Annotated in this window: 19 protein-coding genes; 7 read left to right on the top strand and 12 right to left on the bottom strand. The window is 70.2% G+C overall.

The genetic code is table 11. From position 1 onward, the window contains the following. Positions 1-20 precede the first annotated feature (20 nt). Positions 21-1,151 carry a CAF17-like 4Fe-4S cluster assembly/insertion protein YgfZ gene (gene ygfZ, locus ISP_RS46205; RefSeq protein WP_013230728.1) on the bottom strand — a complete coding sequence of 377 codons (1,131 nt, stop codon included), beginning with the start codon at positions 1,149-1,151 and terminating at the stop codon, positions 21-23. A 134-nt stretch (positions 1,152-1,285) separates the two neighbouring features. Between ygfZ and ISP_RS46200 the strand changes: the two genes are divergently transcribed. Next, positions 1,286-2,134, top strand: coding sequence for an aminodeoxychorismate lyase (locus ISP_RS46200; protein WP_013230727.1), 849 nt, complete (start codon positions 1,286-1,288; stop codon positions 2,132-2,134). On the opposite strand, the gene ISP_RS46195 is transcribed toward ISP_RS46200, so the two are convergent. From ISP_RS46195 to ISP_RS46155, 9 genes are all read right to left on the bottom strand, one after another. After that, positions 2,113-2,538, bottom strand: a complete 426-nt coding sequence (locus tag ISP_RS46195) for a hypothetical protein (RefSeq protein WP_176742205.1) — start codon at positions 2,536-2,538, stop codon at positions 2,113-2,115. The genes ISP_RS46200 and ISP_RS46195 overlap by 22 nt on opposite strands. Before the next feature lie 98 nt (positions 2,539-2,636). Then, entirely contained in the window at positions 2,637-3,482 is an 846-nt protein-coding gene (locus ISP_RS46190; protein ID WP_378251000.1) for a 5-oxoprolinase subunit C family protein, read from the bottom strand. After that, positions 3,479-4,075 carry a 5-oxoprolinase subunit B family protein gene (locus tag ISP_RS46185; protein ID WP_013230724.1) on the bottom strand — a complete coding sequence of 199 codons (597 nt, stop codon included), beginning with the start codon at positions 4,073-4,075 and terminating at the stop codon, positions 3,479-3,481. The genes ISP_RS46190 and ISP_RS46185 overlap by 4 nt, the downstream gene beginning before the upstream one ends. Positions 4,076-4,079: 4 nt before the next feature. Then, positions 4,080-4,694 (bottom strand): heme-binding beta-barrel domain-containing protein, encoded by a 615-nt coding sequence (locus ISP_RS46180; RefSeq protein WP_014467853.1) that lies wholly within the window; start codon positions 4,692-4,694, stop codon positions 4,080-4,082. A gap of 234 nt (positions 4,695-4,928) precedes the next feature. Then, positions 4,929-5,240 (bottom strand): DUF1416 domain-containing protein, encoded by a 312-nt coding sequence (locus ISP_RS46175; RefSeq protein ID WP_014467851.1) that lies wholly within the window; start codon positions 5,238-5,240, stop codon positions 4,929-4,931. After that, on the bottom strand, positions 5,240-6,076 hold the full coding sequence (locus tag ISP_RS46170) for a sulfurtransferase (protein WP_013230721.1): 837 nt from the start codon (positions 6,074-6,076) through the stop codon (positions 5,240-5,242). Before ISP_RS46170 ends, ISP_RS46175 begins: the two co-directional genes overlap by 1 nt. Positions 6,077-6,105: 29 nt before the next feature. Next, entirely contained in the window at positions 6,106-6,540 is a 435-nt protein-coding gene (locus tag ISP_RS46165; protein WP_013230720.1) for a DUF4395 domain-containing protein, read from the bottom strand. 265 nt (positions 6,541-6,805) lie between these two features. Beyond that, on the bottom strand, positions 6,806-7,231 hold the full coding sequence (locus ISP_RS46160) for a TlpA family protein disulfide reductase (RefSeq protein ID WP_013230719.1): 426 nt from the start codon (positions 7,229-7,231) through the stop codon (positions 6,806-6,808). Positions 7,232-7,242: 11 nt separating this feature from the next. Next, complete coding sequence (locus tag ISP_RS46155; protein ID WP_013230718.1) at positions 7,243-8,142, bottom strand: LmeA family phospholipid-binding protein; 900 nt, start codon at positions 8,140-8,142, stop codon at positions 7,243-7,245. Between the two features lie 152 nt (positions 8,143-8,294). On the opposite strand from ISP_RS46155, the gene ISP_RS46150 reads away from it, so the two are divergent. From ISP_RS46150 to pstB, 6 genes are all read left to right on the top strand, one after another. After that, positions 8,295-9,074: a winged helix-turn-helix transcriptional regulator gene (locus ISP_RS46150; protein WP_034284398.1), complete on the top strand. Its 780-nt coding sequence runs from the start codon at positions 8,295-8,297 to the stop codon at positions 9,072-9,074. 100 nt (positions 9,075-9,174) lie between these two features. Then, positions 9,175-10,080, top strand: coding sequence for a mycothiol synthase (mshD, locus tag ISP_RS46145; RefSeq protein WP_013230716.1), 906 nt, complete (start codon positions 9,175-9,177; stop codon positions 10,078-10,080). Positions 10,081-10,305: 225 nt separating this feature from the next. Continuing rightward, a complete protein-coding gene (pstS, locus tag ISP_RS46140; protein ID WP_013230715.1) occupies positions 10,306-11,436 on the top strand; it encodes a phosphate ABC transporter substrate-binding protein PstS in 1,131 nt (376 codons plus the stop codon). A 198-nt stretch (positions 11,437-11,634) separates the two neighbouring features. Further along, the gene (gene pstC / locus ISP_RS46135; RefSeq protein WP_013230714.1) at positions 11,635-12,555 is read left to right on the top strand and encodes a phosphate ABC transporter permease subunit PstC; all 921 of its coding nucleotides are present in this window, start codon (positions 11,635-11,637) and stop codon (positions 12,553-12,555) included. Between the two features lie 2 nt (positions 12,556-12,557). Next, on the top strand, positions 12,558-13,475 hold the full coding sequence (gene pstA / locus ISP_RS46130) for a phosphate ABC transporter permease PstA (protein WP_013230713.1): 918 nt from the start codon (positions 12,558-12,560) through the stop codon (positions 13,473-13,475). 10 nt (positions 13,476-13,485) lie between these two features. Next, complete coding sequence (pstB, locus tag ISP_RS46125) at positions 13,486-14,262, top strand: phosphate ABC transporter ATP-binding protein PstB (protein WP_013230712.1); 777 nt, start codon at positions 13,486-13,488, stop codon at positions 14,260-14,262. 127 nt (positions 14,263-14,389) lie between these two features. On the opposite strand, the gene phoU is transcribed toward pstB, so the two are convergent. Together phoU and ISP_RS46115 are read right to left on the bottom strand one after the other, a co-directional pair. Further along, positions 14,390-15,055 (bottom strand): phosphate signaling complex protein PhoU, encoded by a 666-nt coding sequence (gene phoU, locus ISP_RS46120; protein ID WP_013230711.1) that lies wholly within the window; start codon positions 15,053-15,055, stop codon positions 14,390-14,392. An 83-nt stretch (positions 15,056-15,138) separates the two neighbouring features. Beyond that, complete coding sequence (locus ISP_RS46115) at positions 15,139-16,566, bottom strand: LCP family protein (protein ID WP_013230710.1); 1,428 nt, start codon at positions 16,564-16,566, stop codon at positions 15,139-15,141. Positions 16,567-17,062: the final 496 nt, after the last annotated feature.

Below are 17,062 nucleotides of genomic sequence, written 5' to 3'. Positions count from 1 at the left end.
TCGCTGTCAGGGGCTTTCGATCAGCCACGAAGTTGCGCCGCTGCCGCACGGCCCGGCGCGGGCTGTTCCGACGGCACGGAGTCGGGGTCGATCGCCGCCTGGACGAGGTTGTCCTCCGACCCCGCCAGCAGCTCCGCGCCCACCGGCGTCGAGCGCTTGACCAGCGCCAACGCGATCGGGCCGAGCTCGTGGTGCTGGATCACCGTGCCGATCCGGCCGACCGTGCGGCCGTCCAGCAGCACCGGGTCACCGGGTTCCGGGGTGACCTCGGGCGAGCCGTCGAGGTGCAGCAGGAGCAGGTTCCGCGGCGGCCGTCCCACATTGTGGACCTTCGACACCGTTTCCTGGCCGCGGTAGCAGCCCTTCGCGACGTGCGCGGCCGAGCCGACCCAGCCGACCTCGTGCGGGATCGTGCGGTCGTCGGTGTCGACGCCCAGCCGCGGCCGCAGCGACTCGACGCGCAACGCGTCGAACACCCAACTGCCCGCCGCCCGCGCGCCCGCGTCGGTGAGCCGCTTCCACCAGTCCACGAGCGCCTCGCGCGGCACCGCCAGGTCGACGCTCGAGCGGCCGGGCCACGGCATCCGCCGCGCGAACCCGCCACCCGGCAGCGCCGCCACCGCGTACGGCTCCGGGCCCACCTCGGCGCCGACCGCGCTCAGCACGCGCTCGGCGTCCGGGCCGAGCACGGTGAGCAGCGCGAGCTCGCCGGTCGCGTCCCGGATGTCCACCTTGGACCAGAACTTCATCGCCTCGAGGTACTCGCGCAGCGTCTGCGGGCCGCCCTTGGGCAGCGCGCTCGTCACACTCGGGCCGGGGTCGGTGTCGAGGTACACCGTGCCGTCGAGGTGCGCCAGGACCATGTGCGTCTCGACACGGCCCTGGCTGTCGAGGACCAGCGCCTCGGTGCCGGAGCCCTCGGCCAGCCCGGTCACGTGCTGCGAGATCACCAGGTGCAGCCACGACAGCCGGTCTTCGCCGGTCACGGCGAGGAACTCGCGGTGCGACCGGTCGATCACGACCACGCTGCGCGAGGCCGTGCGCTGCTCCGCGAAGGGGTCTCCCCAATGCCAGGGGACGCCGGCTTCGGGGTGGTCGTCAGGTGAAGGGATCGATCGGGGCACGTCCAGCAGCGGCGAGCGGTACGGCATACCACCCAGCCTAGGTGAGTACCGATCCGGCCAAAAGAAGGCCGACCCCCTGCACGGAACGCAACCGTTGTTGCCAAGTCATTCGGCCGTGGCTGTGGTCGGATTGGTCCCGGTGGGCACAGTACCGTGTGCGCATGCGCGTGCTCGTCTTCCTGGACGGAACCCCGGCCGACCCCGACCTCGCCCAGATCAAGGTCGACGACCTCGGGCTGATGCGCGGTGACGGCGTCTTCGAGACGATCCTCGTCGTCGACGGCCGGCCCCGCGAACTGCGGCCGCACCTCGAGCGGCTGGCCCGTTCGGCCGCCATGCTCGACCTGCCCGAGCCCGACCTCGCGGCCTGGGAGCGGGTCGTTTCGCTGGTGCTCGAAAAGTGGGCAGGCGGGCCGGAAATGGTGCTGAAACTGGTGTACACGAGGGGATCCGACGGCGACCCGGCCGCGGTGCCGACCGGCTTCGCGCTCGGTTCGGAGATCGCGCCGTCGATCATCAAGGCGCGCGCCGAAGGCGTCGCCGCGATCACCCTCGAACGCGGTTTCCCGCCGGATCTCGCCGAGCGCGCGCCGTGGCTGCTGCTCGGGGCGAAGCCGCTGTCGTACGCGGTGAACATGGCCGCGGTGCGGGAGGCCCGCCGCCGCGGTGCCGAAGATGTGATTTTCACCGCGGCCGACGGTTCGGTGTTCGAAGGGCCGACGTCGACCGTCGTGCTCGCGAAGGGGCGCACGCTCTACACGCCGCCGTCGAGCATCGGGATCCTGCCGGGCACCACCCAGGCCGCGGTGTTCCGCGGCGCCGAGAAGGCAGGCTGGGCGGTCAAGGTGGAGCCGCTGACCGTGCGCGACCTGGTCGAGGGCGACGGCGTGTTCATGGCCTCCAGCGTCCGCAAGCTGACTCGCGTGCACACGCTCGACGGCGAGCGGCTGCCCGACTCCGAAGCGGCGTACGCCGAACTGGTCGCGGCTTACGAAGGCGAGTACGCCTGACCCTGGGTGATCCGGACGACGGCGGGGGCGACCTCCTCGGCGCGGTAGGCGGCGATCTTGTGGTGGCCGTCGATGATCAGCTCGTTTTCGCCGCCGGCCAGGACCACCGCGACCGGCCGGTGCCCGGTGCGGATGGCTGTCCGGTAGTAGCCGACGCGGGCCTCGTCCGACGGCGGCCAGGCGTCGGTCGGCGTGAGCTCCTGGTCCGCCGGCAGCCGTTCCGGGCCGCTGACCCGGTAGTCGCCGTCGACGAGCAGGTCGAGGACCGGGCCGAGCGTGGTGGCCAGCGGACGGCGCAGCTGCCCGGTGGCCAGCGCGATCCGCAGCGACTGCGGCAGCTCCGCCCGCGCTCGCGCGTTCACGTCGAGGAAACCCGTGCCACCGCTGATCGTCACCTGTTCCACGCTTATGAGGACGGGCGACGGCGCGCCAAGGTTCCAGCCCCTACCCGGACGGGTGCACGGGGTGAGCCGGGTCTCACCCGCGCGGCGGTACGCCTTGCTCAGGAAGGCCGGAACCGGATTCGGGTACCCGGCCGAGCCTGTGCGAGGGCGCTCAACGCGGCCGTCTTGACGACGGCGGCGACCGGGTAGCCGCCGGTGGTCGGGTGGTCGGCGAGGAACACCACCGGCAGCCCGCTCGGCGGTACCTGGATCGCGCCGGTCACGACGCCCTCGCTGGGCAGCTCGCCGTCGACGGCCCGGCGCAGCGGCGTCCCGTCCAGGCGCAGGCCGACGCGGTTCGACTCGGCCGTGACCGTCCACCCCGCCGAGAGGCCGCCGGCCGGGTCGTCGATCCAGTCGTCGCGGGGGCCGAGCGTCACGGGCACCACAAGCTCACCCGGCGCCCGCACGGACACCATGACGTCCGCGCCCGTGGGGATCCCGGGCTCGCCGAGCGGGAGGACGTCTCCGGCGCGCAACGGCGGCGGCCCGATGCCGGACAGGACGTCCCGGGACCGGCTGCCCAGCACCGGCTCCACCGCGATGCCGCCGGAGACCGCCAGGTAGCAGCGCAGGCCCGTCGACGGCGTGCCCAGCGCCAGTGTCTGGCCCGCGCGAACCGCCAGTGGCGCGTGGGAGCCGGCGGGACGGCCGTCGACCCGGACGTCGACCGCCGGGCCGGTGACCGCGGCCGTCACCGCGGACGTGAACCGCACGGAGAGGCCGCCGAGCAGGGCTTCGACGCCGGCGGCGTCCTCGGGGTTGCCGGCGAGCCGGTTCGCCAGCCGCAGCGACGCGGCGTCGAGGGCGCCCGAAGGCGCGACCCCCAGGTGGGCGTAGCCGGGCCGGCCCAGGTCCTCGACCAGCGCGTACCGCCCGGGATCGAGCACCTCCAGGCTCCTCACCGGACGCTCCGGAAGCGGACGCGGTCCCCCGGCGCGAACAACGCGGGCGGGTCCGCGTGGGGGTCGAACAGCGTCGCCGACGTGTGCCCGAGCAGCCGCCAGCCGCCGGGCGACTCGCGCGGGTAGACGCCGGTGAACTCGCCGGCGAGCCCCACCGACCCGGCTGGGACGCGAGTCCGCGGCGACTCCAGGCGAGGCTGCCGAAGCGGCCGGGGAAGCCCGGTCAGGTAGCCGAAACCGGGGGCGAACCCGGTGAACGCGACGGTGTAGCCGGCTTCGGTGTGCATCGAGACGACGGCGTCGGGCGAAACTCCGGCGTCGGCCGCGATCAGGGCCAGGTCCTCGCCGTCGTAGCGGACGTCGAGGGTCACTTCCCGCGGCTCGTCCGCGGGCGGGTGCGCGAGATCGGCGTCTTCGAGCAGGGCCCGCACGGCCGCGACACCGCCGACGACGAGCAGGCTGCGCGCGCCCGGCACGAGGTCGACGACGCCGGGCGGGCGTGCGGCCAGCACGGTGGCGTGGGCGGCCCGCATCTGCTCCAGCGAGTCGCAGTCGAGCAGGGCGGCGTCTTCGCCACACCGCCGCCAGCGCACGGCGTCAGCCGGCGACGCGGTGCAGCAGCGCCGAGGTGTGCGGCTGCATCTCCTGGCCCGCCATCGCCCGCTCCTCGACGTAACCGAGGGAGCCTTCGATCAGGCCGTACAGGCGCTGGGCCGCGGTGACGTCCTTGGCCGTGGCCGTGCGGATCACCGCGTCGGTGCCGAGCTCCCAGGACGTCTGGTTGCGCGGCTTGCCGTAGTACAGCTCGACGATGCCGGTGTTGTGCGTGAGCAGCAGCTCGATCGTGTCGTCCGGCTGCGGCCGCCAGAACCCGGACTCGCGGGCGGCGGGGCGGATGACGTTGCCGTCGTCGTCCAGCAGCCACGCGCGGGATTCGTGGATCAGGAAGGGGCGGCCGTCGTGGGAGATCGTCAGCTGCTGCGCGAACTTGCGGGGGCCGTCGATGGTCGGGTAGCCGACCTCGCCTTCACCGCGCCAGACGCCGACGAGCGGCAGCAGCGCGAGGCAGGCGTCGTTGAGGTTCGGTCCCTCGCGCAGGTTCGCGGTGTCGTTCGGGATGGGCAGGTCGTCCCACAGCGGGAGGTTGCGGGCGCGAGTGCTCTCCGCGCGCCTCTCCGCTGCCACGATGGCTTCGTCGCCGCTGGCGGTCATGGGTCAGCGCTGGTCCGCGTACAGCCGGTAGACGACGTACACGGCGAACCAGGTGATCGCGATGCCGGCGAGGACCAGCAGAGTCGTAAAGAAGGCTTCCACGCCCCGCAGAATAGTCCGCCGGGTCCCGGGCGGCCCGGCGCAGGGTCGCCGCGGTGAGCACAGTCACCCGGCCGGAACGCCGCGAAGGCCTCCCTGCCGGAGCAGGAAGGCCTTCGCGGGTTGAACCAGGACTCAGGCGACCGAGATGGCCAGCTGGTGCACGCCCGGGCCCTCGGCGGTGACCGAGGCTTCGCCGTTGCCGGAGCGGTGCAGCGCGCGCACCGTCCACTCGCCCGGTGCCGCGTAGAAGCGGAAGTCGCCGTCGGCCGACGAGACGACCTCGCCGGTGAAGTCACCGCCGCCGTCGAGGAGCCGGACGAACGCGCCGCCGACCGGCCCGTTCGCGCCCGTCACCTTGCCGGCCAGCACGACCTGGCCGCGCGTGTCGTAGTCCGCCGGCGTGGCCTCCTGGACCGGTGCGCCGCAGCTGTCGTCAACCGCCATCACTTGGCTCCCAACTCGACCGGCACGCCGACGAGCGAGCCGTATTCCGTCCATGAACCGTCGTAGTTCTTCACGTCCTCGTAGCCCAGCAGCTCGTGGAGCGCGAACCAGGCGATGGAGGAGCGCTCACCGATGCGGCAGTAGGCGATGGTGCCCTTGCCCTCGTCGATGCCCTCGTCCTTGTAGAGCTCCTTGATCTCTTCCTCGGTCTTGAAGGTGCCGTCCTCGTTGGCGACCTTCGCCCACGGCACGTTCAGCGCGCCGGGGATGTGACCGGGAACCTGGGACTGCTCCTGCGGCAGGTGCGCCGGGGCGAGCAGCTTGCCGGAGAACTCGTCCGGGGAGCGCACGTCGACGAAGTTCTTCGACCCGATCGACTGGACGACCTCGTCGCGGAACGCGCGCAGCGAAAGGTCCTGGTCCTGCGCCTGGTACTCGGTCGCGGCGCGCTTGACCTCGTCGGAGTTCAGCTCACGGCCGTCGAGCTCCCACTTCTTGCGGCCGCCGTCGAGCAGCTTGACCTTCTCGTGGCCGTACAGCTTGAAGTACCAGTACGCGTACGCGGCGAACCAGTTGTTGTTGCCGCCGTAAAGGATCACGAGGTCGTCGTTGGAGATGCCCTTCTCCGAGAGGAGCTTCTCGAAGCCCTCCTTGGAGACGAAGTCGCGGCGCACCCCGTCCTGCAGGTCTTTCCGCCAGTCGAACTTCACCGCGCCCCGGATGTGGCCGGCGTCGTAGGCGGTGGTGTCCTCGTCGACCTCGGCGAACACGACGCCGGGGGTGTCCAGGTTCTCCTCGGCCCACTGGGTGGTGACCAGGACGTCTTCACGGCTCATGGGACAGAACTCTCTTCCTTGGTTGTTCATCAGGACGACGCGCGGGCGGGGCTGAAGCGTTTGATCAGCAAGTACATTTCGCAGCCGAGGCAGAAGTCGAAGGCCGCGTTGAGGAAGGCCGCGAACAGCGCGAACGCCGTCGCGACGATGCCGAGGGGGGTGATCCCCAAGGCGAAGCCGACCGTGCCGACCAGGGCGAACACGAACCCGACGGCCTGGGCGAACCGCAGCGGCGCCGCGTCCTCCCGCTCGTCGGCCGGGCCGAGGCGCGGAGCCACCAGCGCGCGGTAGACGATCGAGTAGGGCGCCTGCTTCAGCCCGATGAAGGCGCCGATCGCGAAGACGACGGTCTGGACCGCGAGCAGCAGCCACCACTCGGTGACCAGCACGACCGCGAGCACGATCGTGGTCAGGATGGCGGCGAACCGCGGGCCTCGCGGGTCGACGGCCGGTCCGGCGGACATGGATCCTCCAGCTGGGCGGAGAGGGTGCGTGCGAACGGCACGCGTCAGCGGCATCAGGGCTGGTGGGGACCGGATCGAAAGGTTCAGCGCCGGTCGGGCTGAACACGACACAGGCTGCTGCGGACGCGGCAGAGGTCGACTGCGCGTCGCTGCGTCAAGAAGGTGGTCAGCCCGGTCACGGGTGCGAGGGTACCCAGAGCTCCCTCAGAGTGGGAACCACGTTCATACCTTGGGACGATTCCCGTTTTCTGGGACAACGCCCTGGTCAGGGCGTCCGAGAAGTGAGATACGGCCGGAGAGCGGCGAGCAGTTCCGGGCCCTTGGGGACGCCGCCGACGCGCAGGAGCTCCCGGCCGTCCGGGGTGAGCGCGATCGTGGTCGGCGTCCGCAGCACGGCCAGCGACTGCGCGACCTCCGGCTGGTTCGTCACGTCGAGTTCGACGTGGTGGAGGCCGTCGGTTCGCTCCGCCAGCGGCCCGAGCACGGCCTTCGCGTGCCGGCAGGGCGCGCAGAAGGTGGTGGAGATCTGGACCAGCGTCACCGCGGACGCCGGGTCGAGCGCGGCGGTGACGGGGGCGGGCAGCTCGCGCGCGGGTTTGGCGTCGCGCACCCGGCCGTTGCGGGCCTTGAGCAGCGCGCCGACGGCCGCGGCGGCCACCAGCGTCGCCACGAGCACCCACAGCCCCGTCACTGCACCGCTCCCTACTTGCTCAGGTCCGCGAAGGACACGTTCGCCGCCTTGCCCTTGATCGTCACCGATCCGCTCTGCACCCGCACGCCGGTCGGGGTGACCGACAGCGGCAGGTCCTTCGTGCTGATCGAGGCGTTGAAGTTCGGCATCAGCGCCTTCTGCACCGCCGCGGGGACCACGGTGGTCTCCTGGTCGTTCCCGAACTGCAGCCGCTTGGGGAGGAAGTTGATCGCGCCCTTGGCGGCGTCGGCCTCGATCATCGCGAAGCAGAAGATTTCCAGATCCTTGCCCGCGAACTGAAGGTGTCCCGAAATGCGGACACCGGTGCTCGACTCGTCCTGGTCGGCCTGGCCCTCGGTGGTCTTCGTCGTGGTCGGCGCCGGCTCGCTCTGCCCGCTGTCGCCGTTCTGGACGTACTCGCTGGTCGACGGCTCGATCCGCAGGTCCTTGATCTTGTTCAGCGGGGACAGGCGGGCCAGGTCGGCGGCCTTGATGGTGACCGAACCGGTCAGCCTGCCGATGGTGATCGCCTTCGTGTTGCCGTTCGTGATGTCGGACAGCGGCGCCTTGACGTCCTCGAGTTCGGCGTTCACCGCGACGTCCTGCAGCTTGTTCGCGACCGGGAGACCGGCGGCGGACACGCTGATGTGACTGTAGTCACCGCCGAGCGCCTGGGTGAGGAACGGGAAACCGTGGATCGTCACCGACGGGTCGTCGTTCAGCTGCAGCTGGGTGCGGGCCTTCTGCGAAATCATGTGCTCGGCGAACGCGGCGGCCCCGAAATCGGCGCCGACCAGCAGCAAGACCAGCACCACGATGGCGATCACCCAGCGCCGGGCGCGGCGGCCGCGGCGTCGTGCGTCGGGCCTCGGTGCGGGTCGGTCGTCCCGGGTCACGGGCCTGCTCACCATCGCGTCCGTACTCCTGTTCTTCGGGGACACCCGGATTCCCCCAGGTGTGATCGATCCAGCAAGGGTTAGGTGCCCGGCCGTTCTGCCGCTATTCTCACTTAGCACCGACCAACGCCGCTGTGCGGCGACGACACGAGAAGGCGGTGCGGCTGATGAGCCTGGACCTTCTGGTACTGACTGCAGAGGCCGACGCCACCGCGGTGCTGCCCGCACTGGACCTGCTGCCGCACACCGTACGCGTCCGTGCTCCCGAGGTGACGGCCCTGCTCGACGCGGGCCACCGTGACGTGATCCTCCTCGACGCCCGCAGTGACCTGGCCTCGGCGAAGAGCCTCTGCCGCCTGCTCAAGGGCACCGGCGAGGACGAGGCGGCCACGCCGATCATCGCGGTCGTCGGCGAAGGCGGCCTGGTGGCGGTCAGCGCCGAGTGGCGCACCGACGACATCCTGCTCCCGACCGCCGGCCCGGCCGAGGTCGACGCCCGGCTGCGGCTGGTCACGACCCGCGACGGCGGTTCCGCGCAGGTCGACGCCGAGCTGCGGGTGGGTGAGCTGGTGATCGACGAAGCGACCTACACCGCGCGCCTGCGCAAGCGCACCCTCGAGCTCACCTACAAGGAGTTCGAGCTGCTCAAGTACCTCGCGCAGCACGCGGGCCGGGTGTTCACCCGCGCCCAGCTGCTGCAGGAGGTCTGGGGCTACGACTTCTTCGGTGGCACCCGCACGGTCGACGTGCACGTCCGGCGGCTGCGCGCCAAGCTCGGCCCCGAGCACGAGCAGATGATCGGCACGGTCCGCAACGTCGGCTACAAGTTCGAGCGGCCGGCCAAGAGCGGCGGCCCGCGTCCGGGCGTGCCCGTGCAGGCGACCGCCGAGGCCCCGGCCGACACGGTACTGATCAGTACCAATCCGACCACCGTCACGGCCGAATGACTGCGTAGTACTCCCGGACTCGCCCACCGATCCCCCTTCCGCGCACGGAAGACGTCTCGCACAGCCGTCGCGTTGCGTCCGTCGCGGGTACGGTCGCAGGGTGAGCGGAGACGGCGAGTGGCGCCAGGAACTGGACGAACAGCAACTCGAGGACGTGCGCCGGCTGCTGCTGGCCGTACGCGAAGCCGACGGGCGGCCCGAAGTCGAGCCGGCGGGCGCACTGCCCGGCGAGTTCGACGGCGGTGAGCACCTCGTCGCCTGCGTCGAGGGCGAAGTCGTCGGCTACGCGCACCTGAACACCACGGGCAACTCGTTCGGCCACCAGGTCGCCGAGTTGTTCGTGCACCCCGCCCACCGCAACCGCGGCTACGGCGCGAAGCTGCTTCAGGCGCTCGACGAGCGGGCCGCGGTGGGCTTCCGGGTCTGGGCGCACGGCGACCACCCGGCCGCGCGGAAACTGGCGCTGAAGACCGGCCTGGAGCGCAAGCGCGAGCTGCTGATCCTGCACGTCGACGTCGAAGGCGCGGACTGGCCGGAGCCGATCCTGCGTGACGGCGTCTCACTGCGGACGTTCGTGCCGGGGCAGGACGAGGACGCCGTCGTCCGGGTCAACGCGCGGGCCTTCGACTGGCACCCCGAGCAGGGCGCCCTGACGGTCGAAGACGTGCGGGCTGACGAGCGCCGGGCGTGGTTCGACGAGGACGGCTTCTTCCTCGCCGAAGAAAGGGGCGAGGTCATCGGCTTCCACTGGACGAAGGTGCACGAACCGACGCCCGGCCGGTTCGGCGGCGAGCGCGTCGGCGAGGTGTACGTCGTCGGCGTCGACCCGGCCGCGCAGGGTGGCGGGCTGGGGCGGGCGCTCACGCTCGCCGGGCTGCGGTACCTCGCGAGCCGCGGGCTGCGGCAGATCATCCTGTACGTCGAGGGCGACAACGCGGCGGCGCTGGCGGTCTACACCAAGCTGGGGTTCACCCGTCACGAAACCGACGTCCAGTACGGTCGGTGACCACGATGGACACCGCGAGAACACCTCGTCACGGTGCGCGAACGCGCAGGTCACGGCCGGGACACGGCGCACTTTCAGACTAGTAGCACTGCTCACATCGGCGGCCTTGTTCACTTTGCGTTCACCTGGACAGGGGCGACCGTCCACCGGGGCTGCCTAATGTCCGGATCCGGCGCGGCAGCACGCCGCGACGACCCGGTCAAGCTCCTGATGGAGGAAACAGCAGTGAAGATCATGCGGCCCCTGAGCGCGGTGGGCATCGTCGCGAGCGCCGCCCTCGTGCTCGCCGCCTGTGGTTCCGACCCCGCGGCGACCAACAGCAGCAGCTCGAACTCGGCTTCGGCGCCCGCTGCGACCGGCACCGCCGACGTCGAGTGCGGTGGCAAGAGCCCGCTCTCCGCGGAAGGTTCGTCGGCCCAGAAGAACGCCATCGACATCTTCACGCAGCAGTACAGCAAGAAGTGCGCCGGCCAGCAGGTCAACTACAACCCGAGCGGTTCCGGCGCGGGCGTCAAGCAGTTCAACGCCAACCAGATCGACTTCGGCGGCTCGGACTCGCCGATCAAGGACGCCGACGCCGCGGCCGCCAAGGCCCGCTGCGCCAGCGACGCCTGGAACATCCCGCTCGTCGTCGGCCCGATCGCGGTCGCCTACAAGCTGTCCGGTGTGGACAAGCTGACGCTGACCCCGTCGGTGACCGCGAAGATCTTCAGCGGTGGCATCACCAAGTGGAACGACCCGGCCATCAAGGCGGTCAAGGGCAACGAGAGCCTGAACCTGCCGGACAAGCCCATCCAGGTCGTCTCCCGCGCCGACGAATCGGGCACCACCGACAACTTCCAGAAGTACCTGGGCGCGGCCGCGAAGGCCGACTGGACCAAGGGTGCCGGCAAGAAGTTCAACGGCGGTGTCGGCAACGGTGCGCAGGGCTCCAATGGCGTCGCGACCGCGGTGAAGGCCTCCGACGGCGGCATCACCTACGTCGAGGGCGCGTTCGCCAAGGACGGCCTGACCCCCGCCCTGATCGACAGCGGCTCCGGCGGCGTCGAGCTCAACGCGGCGAACGTGGCGAAGTCCCTCGACGCGGCGAAGTTCCTCAACGAGGGCTCCAACGACCTCGCGCTCGACCTCAACGGCATCTACGCCAGCAACACCCCGGGCGCCTACCCACTGCTGCTGACGACCTACGAGATCGTCTGCTCGAAGTACGCGAACGCGGACGTCGCGAAGGCCGTCAAGGCGTTCCTGACGGTGGCCGCCACCGACGGCCAGCAGCCGCTGTCCGCCAAGGGCTACGTTCCGATCCCGCAGTCGCTGCAGACCAAGGTCCTGACCGCGGTCAAGGCCATCTCCTGACCTGGCATTGCGACTGACATCCGAGTGATACAGGCTGGACAGAAGTAGTCGATGAGCGAGTCAAGCTCGACGCGAACGCCCACCGGCGACCCCGGTGGGCGTTCGTCGTCCGCCACAACGCCCCCGGAGGATCCGATTTCGGAGCAAACAGCCTCGACGGCGGCGCCGGAGCCGCCCGCGAGCGAGAAACCGAAGAAGGTGCGGCCCGGTGACCGCATCTTCCAGAACCTGACCACCGGGGCGGGTGTCTTCGTCGTCGCCCTGATCGGCCTGATCGGGCTCTTCCTGCTCATCCAGGCGATCCCGGCGCTGCAGGCCAACAAGGGCAGCTTCCTCACCAACCACGGCTGGTCGACCAACGACCCCGCGAACATGTCGTTCGGCATCCTCGACCTGCTCGAGGTGACCGTGGCGACGTCGCTCGTGGCGCTGATCATCGCGATGCCGGTCTCGCTGGGCATCGCGCTGTTCCTCACCCAGTACGCGCCGAAACGGCTCGCGCGGCCGTTCGGCTACGTCGTCGACCTGCTCGCCGCGGTGCCGTCGATCATCTTCGGCCTCTGGGGCATCCTCGTGTTCGCCCCGGCGATCGAGCCGTTCTCGCAGTGGATCAACGACACGTTCTCGTGGTTCCCGCTGCTGGCCCCCGGCAACGTCGCGCCGAGCGTGCGCGGCACGATCTTCACCGCCGGCATCGTGCTGGCCGTGATGATCCTGCCGATCATCACGTCGCTCTCGCGCGAGGTCTTCGAGCGCACGCCGACCCCGCACATGGAGGGCGCGCTCGCGCTCGGCGCCACCCGCTGGGAGGTCATCCGCACCACGGTGCTGCCGTTCGGCAAGGCCGGTTACGTCGGCGCGTCCATGCTCGGCCTCGGCCGGGCATTGGGTGAGACGATCGCGCTGGCCGTCATCCTGCTGATCCCGCAGGGCAAGAACTTCGACTGGAGCCTCTTCGACGGCGGCGCCACGTTCGCTTCGAAGATCGCCGCCAACTACAGCGAGTTCAACAACCAGATCTCGGCGGGCGCGTACATCGCGGCCGGCCTGGTGCTGTTCGTGCTCACCTTCCTGGTGAACTTCGCGGCCCGGTCCGTCATCGGCAAGAAGGGAGACTGAGCATGTCCGCCACCACGCTCGAAGCCCCTGCCACGACACCGGCGTTCCAGCAGGTCAGCATGGCCCGCAAGGTCAAGAACGGCCTCGCGACCACGCTGGTCTGGCTGTCGTTCCTGATCGCCGTCGTCCCGCTGGTGTGGGTGCTCTACACGGTCGTCGCGAACGGCATCAGGCGCATCCCCTACTCCAACTGGTGGTCGCAGGACCTGGGCAACTACCTGTCCGACGAGGTCGGCGGCGGCGTGCTGCACGCCATCATCGGCAGCCTGCTGCAGGGCCTGGTCTGCGCGATCATCGCGGTGCCGATCGGCATGCTCGTGGCGATCTACCTCGTCGAGTACGGCCGCGGCAAGCTCGCGAAGGCCACGACGTTCATGGTCGACATCCTCTCCGGTGTCCCCTCGATCGTCGCCGCGCTGTTCATCTACGCGCTCTGGATCACCACGTTCGGCCTGCCGCGCAGCGGTTTCGCCGTGTCGCTGGCCCTGGTGCTGCTGATGATCCCGGTGGTCGTCCGCTCGTCGGAGGAGATGCTGCGGATCGTCCCGGACGACCTGCGCGAGGCGTCGTACGCGCTGGGTGTGCCGAAGTGGAAGACGATCATGAAGATCGTCCTGCCGACGGCGATGTCCGGCATCATCGGCGGCATCATGATGGCGCTGGCCCGGGTGATGGGCGAGACCGCGCCGCTGCTGGTCCTGGTCGGCTACTCCGCCTACACGAACTGGGACATCTTCAGCGGCGAGCAGGCGGCACTGCCGTTGCTGATGAACAACGAGCGCGTCACCAACTCGATGGATCCCGGCTCGGTCGGCTTCGACCGGATCTGGGGCGCGGCACTGACCCTGGTGCTCATCATCGCGATCATCAACCTCCTCGCCACCGTGTTCGCGCGCCTCGTCGCCCCGAAGAAGAAGTGAGCTGTTCCTGATGGCCAAACGACTCGATGTCAAGGACGTCGACATCTACTACGGCAAGTTCCACGCCGTGGACGGTGTCACCCTTTCCGTGCCGCCGCGCAACGTCACCGCGTTCATCGGCCCGTCGGGCTGTGGCAAGTCGACGGTGCTGCGCACGCTGAACCGCATGCACGAGGTCATCCCCGGCGCCCGCGTCGAGGGCGACGTCCTGCTGGACGGCGAGAACATCTACGCGTCGGCGGTCGACCCGGTGCAGGTGCGCCGCACGATCGGCATGGTGTTCCAGCGTCCCAACCCGTTCCCGACGATGTCCATCAAGGACAACGTCGTCGCCGGGCTGAAGCTGGGTGGCACCAAGGGCAAGAAGACCCTCGACGACATCGCCGAGCGCGCCCTGCGCGGCGCGAACCTGTGGAACGAGGTCAAGGACCGCCTCAACAAGCCGGGCGGCGGCCTGTCGGGCGGTCAGCAGCAGCGGCTGTGCATCGCCCGCGCGATCGCGGTGCAGCCGGACGTGCTGCTGATGGACGAGCCGTGCTCGGCCCTCGACCCGATCTCCACGCTGGCGATCGAGGACCTGATCGGGGAGCTGAAGAAGGACTACACGATCGTCATCGTGACGCACAACATGCAGCAGGCGGCCCGGGTTTCCGACCAGACGGCGTTCTTCAACCTCGCCGGCGTCGGGCAGCCGGGCCGGCTGGTGGAGCTGAACGACACGGAGAAGATCTTCTCCAACCCGGACGAGAAGGCCACGGAAGACTACATTTCCGGTCGCTTCGGCTGAGTAGCCGTTGCTGCGGAAGGCCTTTCTCGCCGGCGCTCGGGGCCGGCGAGAAAGGCCTTCTTTTTGTCCTAAGTGGAGCAAAAGAAAGCCCCCGGCCGCGGCCGGGGGCTTTCTTCGTTGGTACGGCTCAGACGTCCTCGTTGGAACCGTAGCCCGGCATCTTGCCGGTGACCACGAAGATCATCCGCTTCGCGACCGACACCGCGTGGTCGGCGTAGCGCTCGTAGAAGCGGCCCAGCAGCGTCACGTCGACCGCCGCGGCCACGCCGTGCGGCCATTCGCGGTCCATCAGCACCGTGAACAGGTGGCGGTGGATGTCGTCCACCTCGTCGTCGTCGGACTCGAGCGTTTTCGCCGCTTCGACGTCCTTCGTCTTGATGACCTGCTCGGTCTGGCGGGCCAGCTTGACCGCGATCTCGCCCATCTCGGCGAAGTACGGCCGCACCGCGTCCGGCAGCACCGGTTCGGGGTGACGGCGGCGCGCGGCCTTCGCCACGTGCAGGGCCAGGTCGCCCATCCGCTCCAGGCTTTCGGCGGCGTGGATCGCCGCGAGCACCGTGCGCAGGTCGGTCGCCACCGGCGCCTGCAGGGCCAGCAGCGCGTACGCCTGCTCCTCGCACTGGGCGCGGGCGTCGTCGACCTTGGCGTCGTCGCTGATCACCTGCTCGGCGAGGCCCAGGTCGGCCTCCAGCAGTGACCGCGTGGCCCGCTCCATCGCTTCGGCGACCTGGACCGACATCGCGGCCAGGTTGTCGGCGAGCTGTTCGAGTTCGACATGGTAAGCCTCACGCATGGCCCAACCCTACGGCCAACCATGGCCAAACACCGAATCGTCGAGTGAACCGCACGTGAACCCGGACTAACGATCCTCGCGGGTCAGCCCGTGGTGGTGCTCTTGCGGGTGGTGGTCGACTTCGAAGTGCCGCTGCTCTTCGGCTTCGACGTACTGGTCGACGGCGGGGCCTGCTCGCTCACCGGGACCGCCGCCTTCGGGTCGGGCAGCGCGGTGTTGTTGCGCAGCGCGTCGAAGAGGGCCTTCGTCTTGCTGACGACGAGGACCTCGTTGCCGCGGGTGTTGGCCATGCCGACCGTCGGGACGGTGAGGAACGTGATCTTCGACTGGTCGAGGCCCTTCATCGACTGCGCCAGCGTCATCATCTGCTTGACGCCGAGGTTGTCGCCGAAGGTGGCCTTCGCGAAGGCGTTGATGAAGTCGCCGAGCTTGCCGGGGTCGAGCACGACGTCCGAGGACATGACCTTCTTCAGCAGCGCGCCGATGAACTCCTGCTGCCGCTTGATCCGGCCGTAGTCCGACGTCGGGTCGCCCTTGACGTGCCGCGCGCGGACGAAGTTCAGCGCCTGGTCGCCGGAGATCGTCACCTCGCCGGTCTGCAGCAGCACCTTGCCGAGGATGCTGTCGTCGATCGGGATCTCGTTGTTGATGGTGACGCCGTGCACCGCGTCGACCATCTCCTTGAAGCCGTTGAAGTCGATGCCGACGAAGTGGTTGATCCGCAGCCCGGTGATCTGCTGGATCACCTTGGTCACGCACGCCGGGCCGCCAACCGCGTAGGCGGTGTTCAGCTTGGCGAACTTCGCGCCCTTGTAGATCTCGGCGGTCGTCTTGTTCTGGGCCGGGTCCCACTTCTGGCAGTCCGGGCGGTTGATCTCGAGGTCGCGCGGGAACGACGTGACGACGACCCGCTTCCGGTCGGCCGGGATGTGCGCGACCATCACGGTGTCGCTCCGGGCGCCCGGAGTGCTGTCGGCGGTGCCGACGCCTTCCTCGGCGGACGCACCGTCGCGCGTGTCGGAGCCGACCATCAGGAAGTTCTCGTCGTTGGCCTGCGCCTCGGCGTCCTGGATGTCGGCGGAGTTCTCGTCGAGCGCGGAGACCTGGGTGAACTTGGCGTCGAAGTAGGTCTGCGCCCCCCAGGCACCCCCGATCCCGAGGAAGACGAGCCCGGCCACGACGGCGGCGGCGATCCGCCCGAACCGGGCCGACCGGTCGAGCTTCCGCTGCTTCTTTTCCTGCAACCGGGTCTGTTCGGCGTCGACCTGGGCCTCTTCGGGTGCCGTGGTGACGACGCGATGCAGGGCGGTGCGGGTGCTCTCGAGCAAGGAGGTGGGCGAGAGCCGTTCACGGCGTTCACGCCGCTTGGCCTCTTCGGCTTCCATCTCGTCGTGGGCGGCGGAGAACCGGGCGAGGGTGTGGTCGATCTTGCGGCGGTACTGGGTCGCCTCGTCGATCGCTTCCATCTCATCGGTCATGGTCAGCGGATCGAGTTCGCCCCGCGGCGGCACGGCGGACGGCTGCTGGGGTGCGGAACCGGCCTCGGCGGTCGCGCGCTGGGGTGCGGCGGAGTCGGCCGAGGCGGGGCGACGGCCTGCGGGGCCCTCGCCGGTGGCGCGCTGGGGGGCAGCAGCCGAGTCGGCCGAGGCGGCTGTGCGGCGGCCTGCGGGACCGTCGGCGGTGGCGCGCTGAGGGGTGACTCCTTCGGCGTTGGCCGAAGCGGCGGTGCGGCGGCCTGCCGGGCCTTCGCCGGTGGCGCGCTGAGAGGCGAGCCCTTCGGCGTTCGCCGTCCGGCGGGGGGCCGGGCTGTCGGGCGTGGAGCGCTGGGGTGCGGCCGCGTCGGCGTCGGTCGGGGCCGGGCGCCGGAATGCGGCGCTCGCGGGGCCATCCGGTGCAGGGCGGCGGCTTGCGGGGCCGTCGGCGGCGGCGCGCTGGGTCGCAGCCGCGTCGGCCGGGGCTGCCGGGCGCCGGGACGCGGGGCCGTCCGGCGCGGTGCGGCGGCCTGCG

This window comes from Amycolatopsis mediterranei (genome assembly GCF_026017845.1).
Classification (GTDB): domain Bacteria; phylum Actinomycetota; class Actinomycetes; order Mycobacteriales; family Pseudonocardiaceae; genus Amycolatopsis; species Amycolatopsis mediterranei.
The sequence above is the reverse complement of the archived record's forward strand: the minus strand, read 5'-3'. Positions and strand labels throughout refer to the sequence as shown.

Coding starts and splice junctions, on each gene's coding strand:
- pstA (WP_013230713.1), top strand. CDS start 12,558: ATGTCCGCCACCACGCTCGAAGCCCCTGCCACGACACCGGCGTTCCAG.
- ISP_RS46170 (WP_013230721.1), bottom strand. CDS start 6,076: ATGAGCCGTGAAGACGTCCTGGTCACCACCCAGTGGGCCGAGGAGAAC.
- ISP_RS46165 (WP_013230720.1), bottom strand. CDS start 6,540: ATGTCCGCCGGACCGGCCGTCGACCCGCGAGGCCCGCGGTTCGCCGCC.
- ISP_RS46175 (WP_014467851.1), bottom strand. CDS start 5,240: ATGGCGGTTGACGACAGCTGCGGCGCACCGGTCCAGGAGGCCACGCCG.
- ygfZ (WP_013230728.1), bottom strand. CDS start 1,151: ATGCCGTACCGCTCGCCGCTGCTGGACGTGCCCCGATCGATCCCTTCA.
- ISP_RS46155 (WP_013230718.1), bottom strand. CDS start 8,142: ATGGTGAGCAGGCCCGTGACCCGGGACGACCGACCCGCACCGAGGCCC.
- phoU (WP_013230711.1), bottom strand. CDS start 15,055: ATGCGTGAGGCTTACCATGTCGAACTCGAACAGCTCGCCGACAACCTG.
- pstB (WP_013230712.1), top strand. CDS start 13,486: ATGGCCAAACGACTCGATGTCAAGGACGTCGACATCTACTACGGCAAG.
- ISP_RS46150 (WP_034284398.1), top strand. CDS start 8,295: ATGAGCCTGGACCTTCTGGTACTGACTGCAGAGGCCGACGCCACCGCG.
- ISP_RS46180 (WP_014467853.1), bottom strand. CDS start 4,694: ATGACCGCCAGCGGCGACGAAGCCATCGTGGCAGCGGAGAGGCGCGCG.
- ISP_RS46200 (WP_013230727.1), top strand. CDS start 1,286: ATGCGCGTGCTCGTCTTCCTGGACGGAACCCCGGCCGACCCCGACCTC.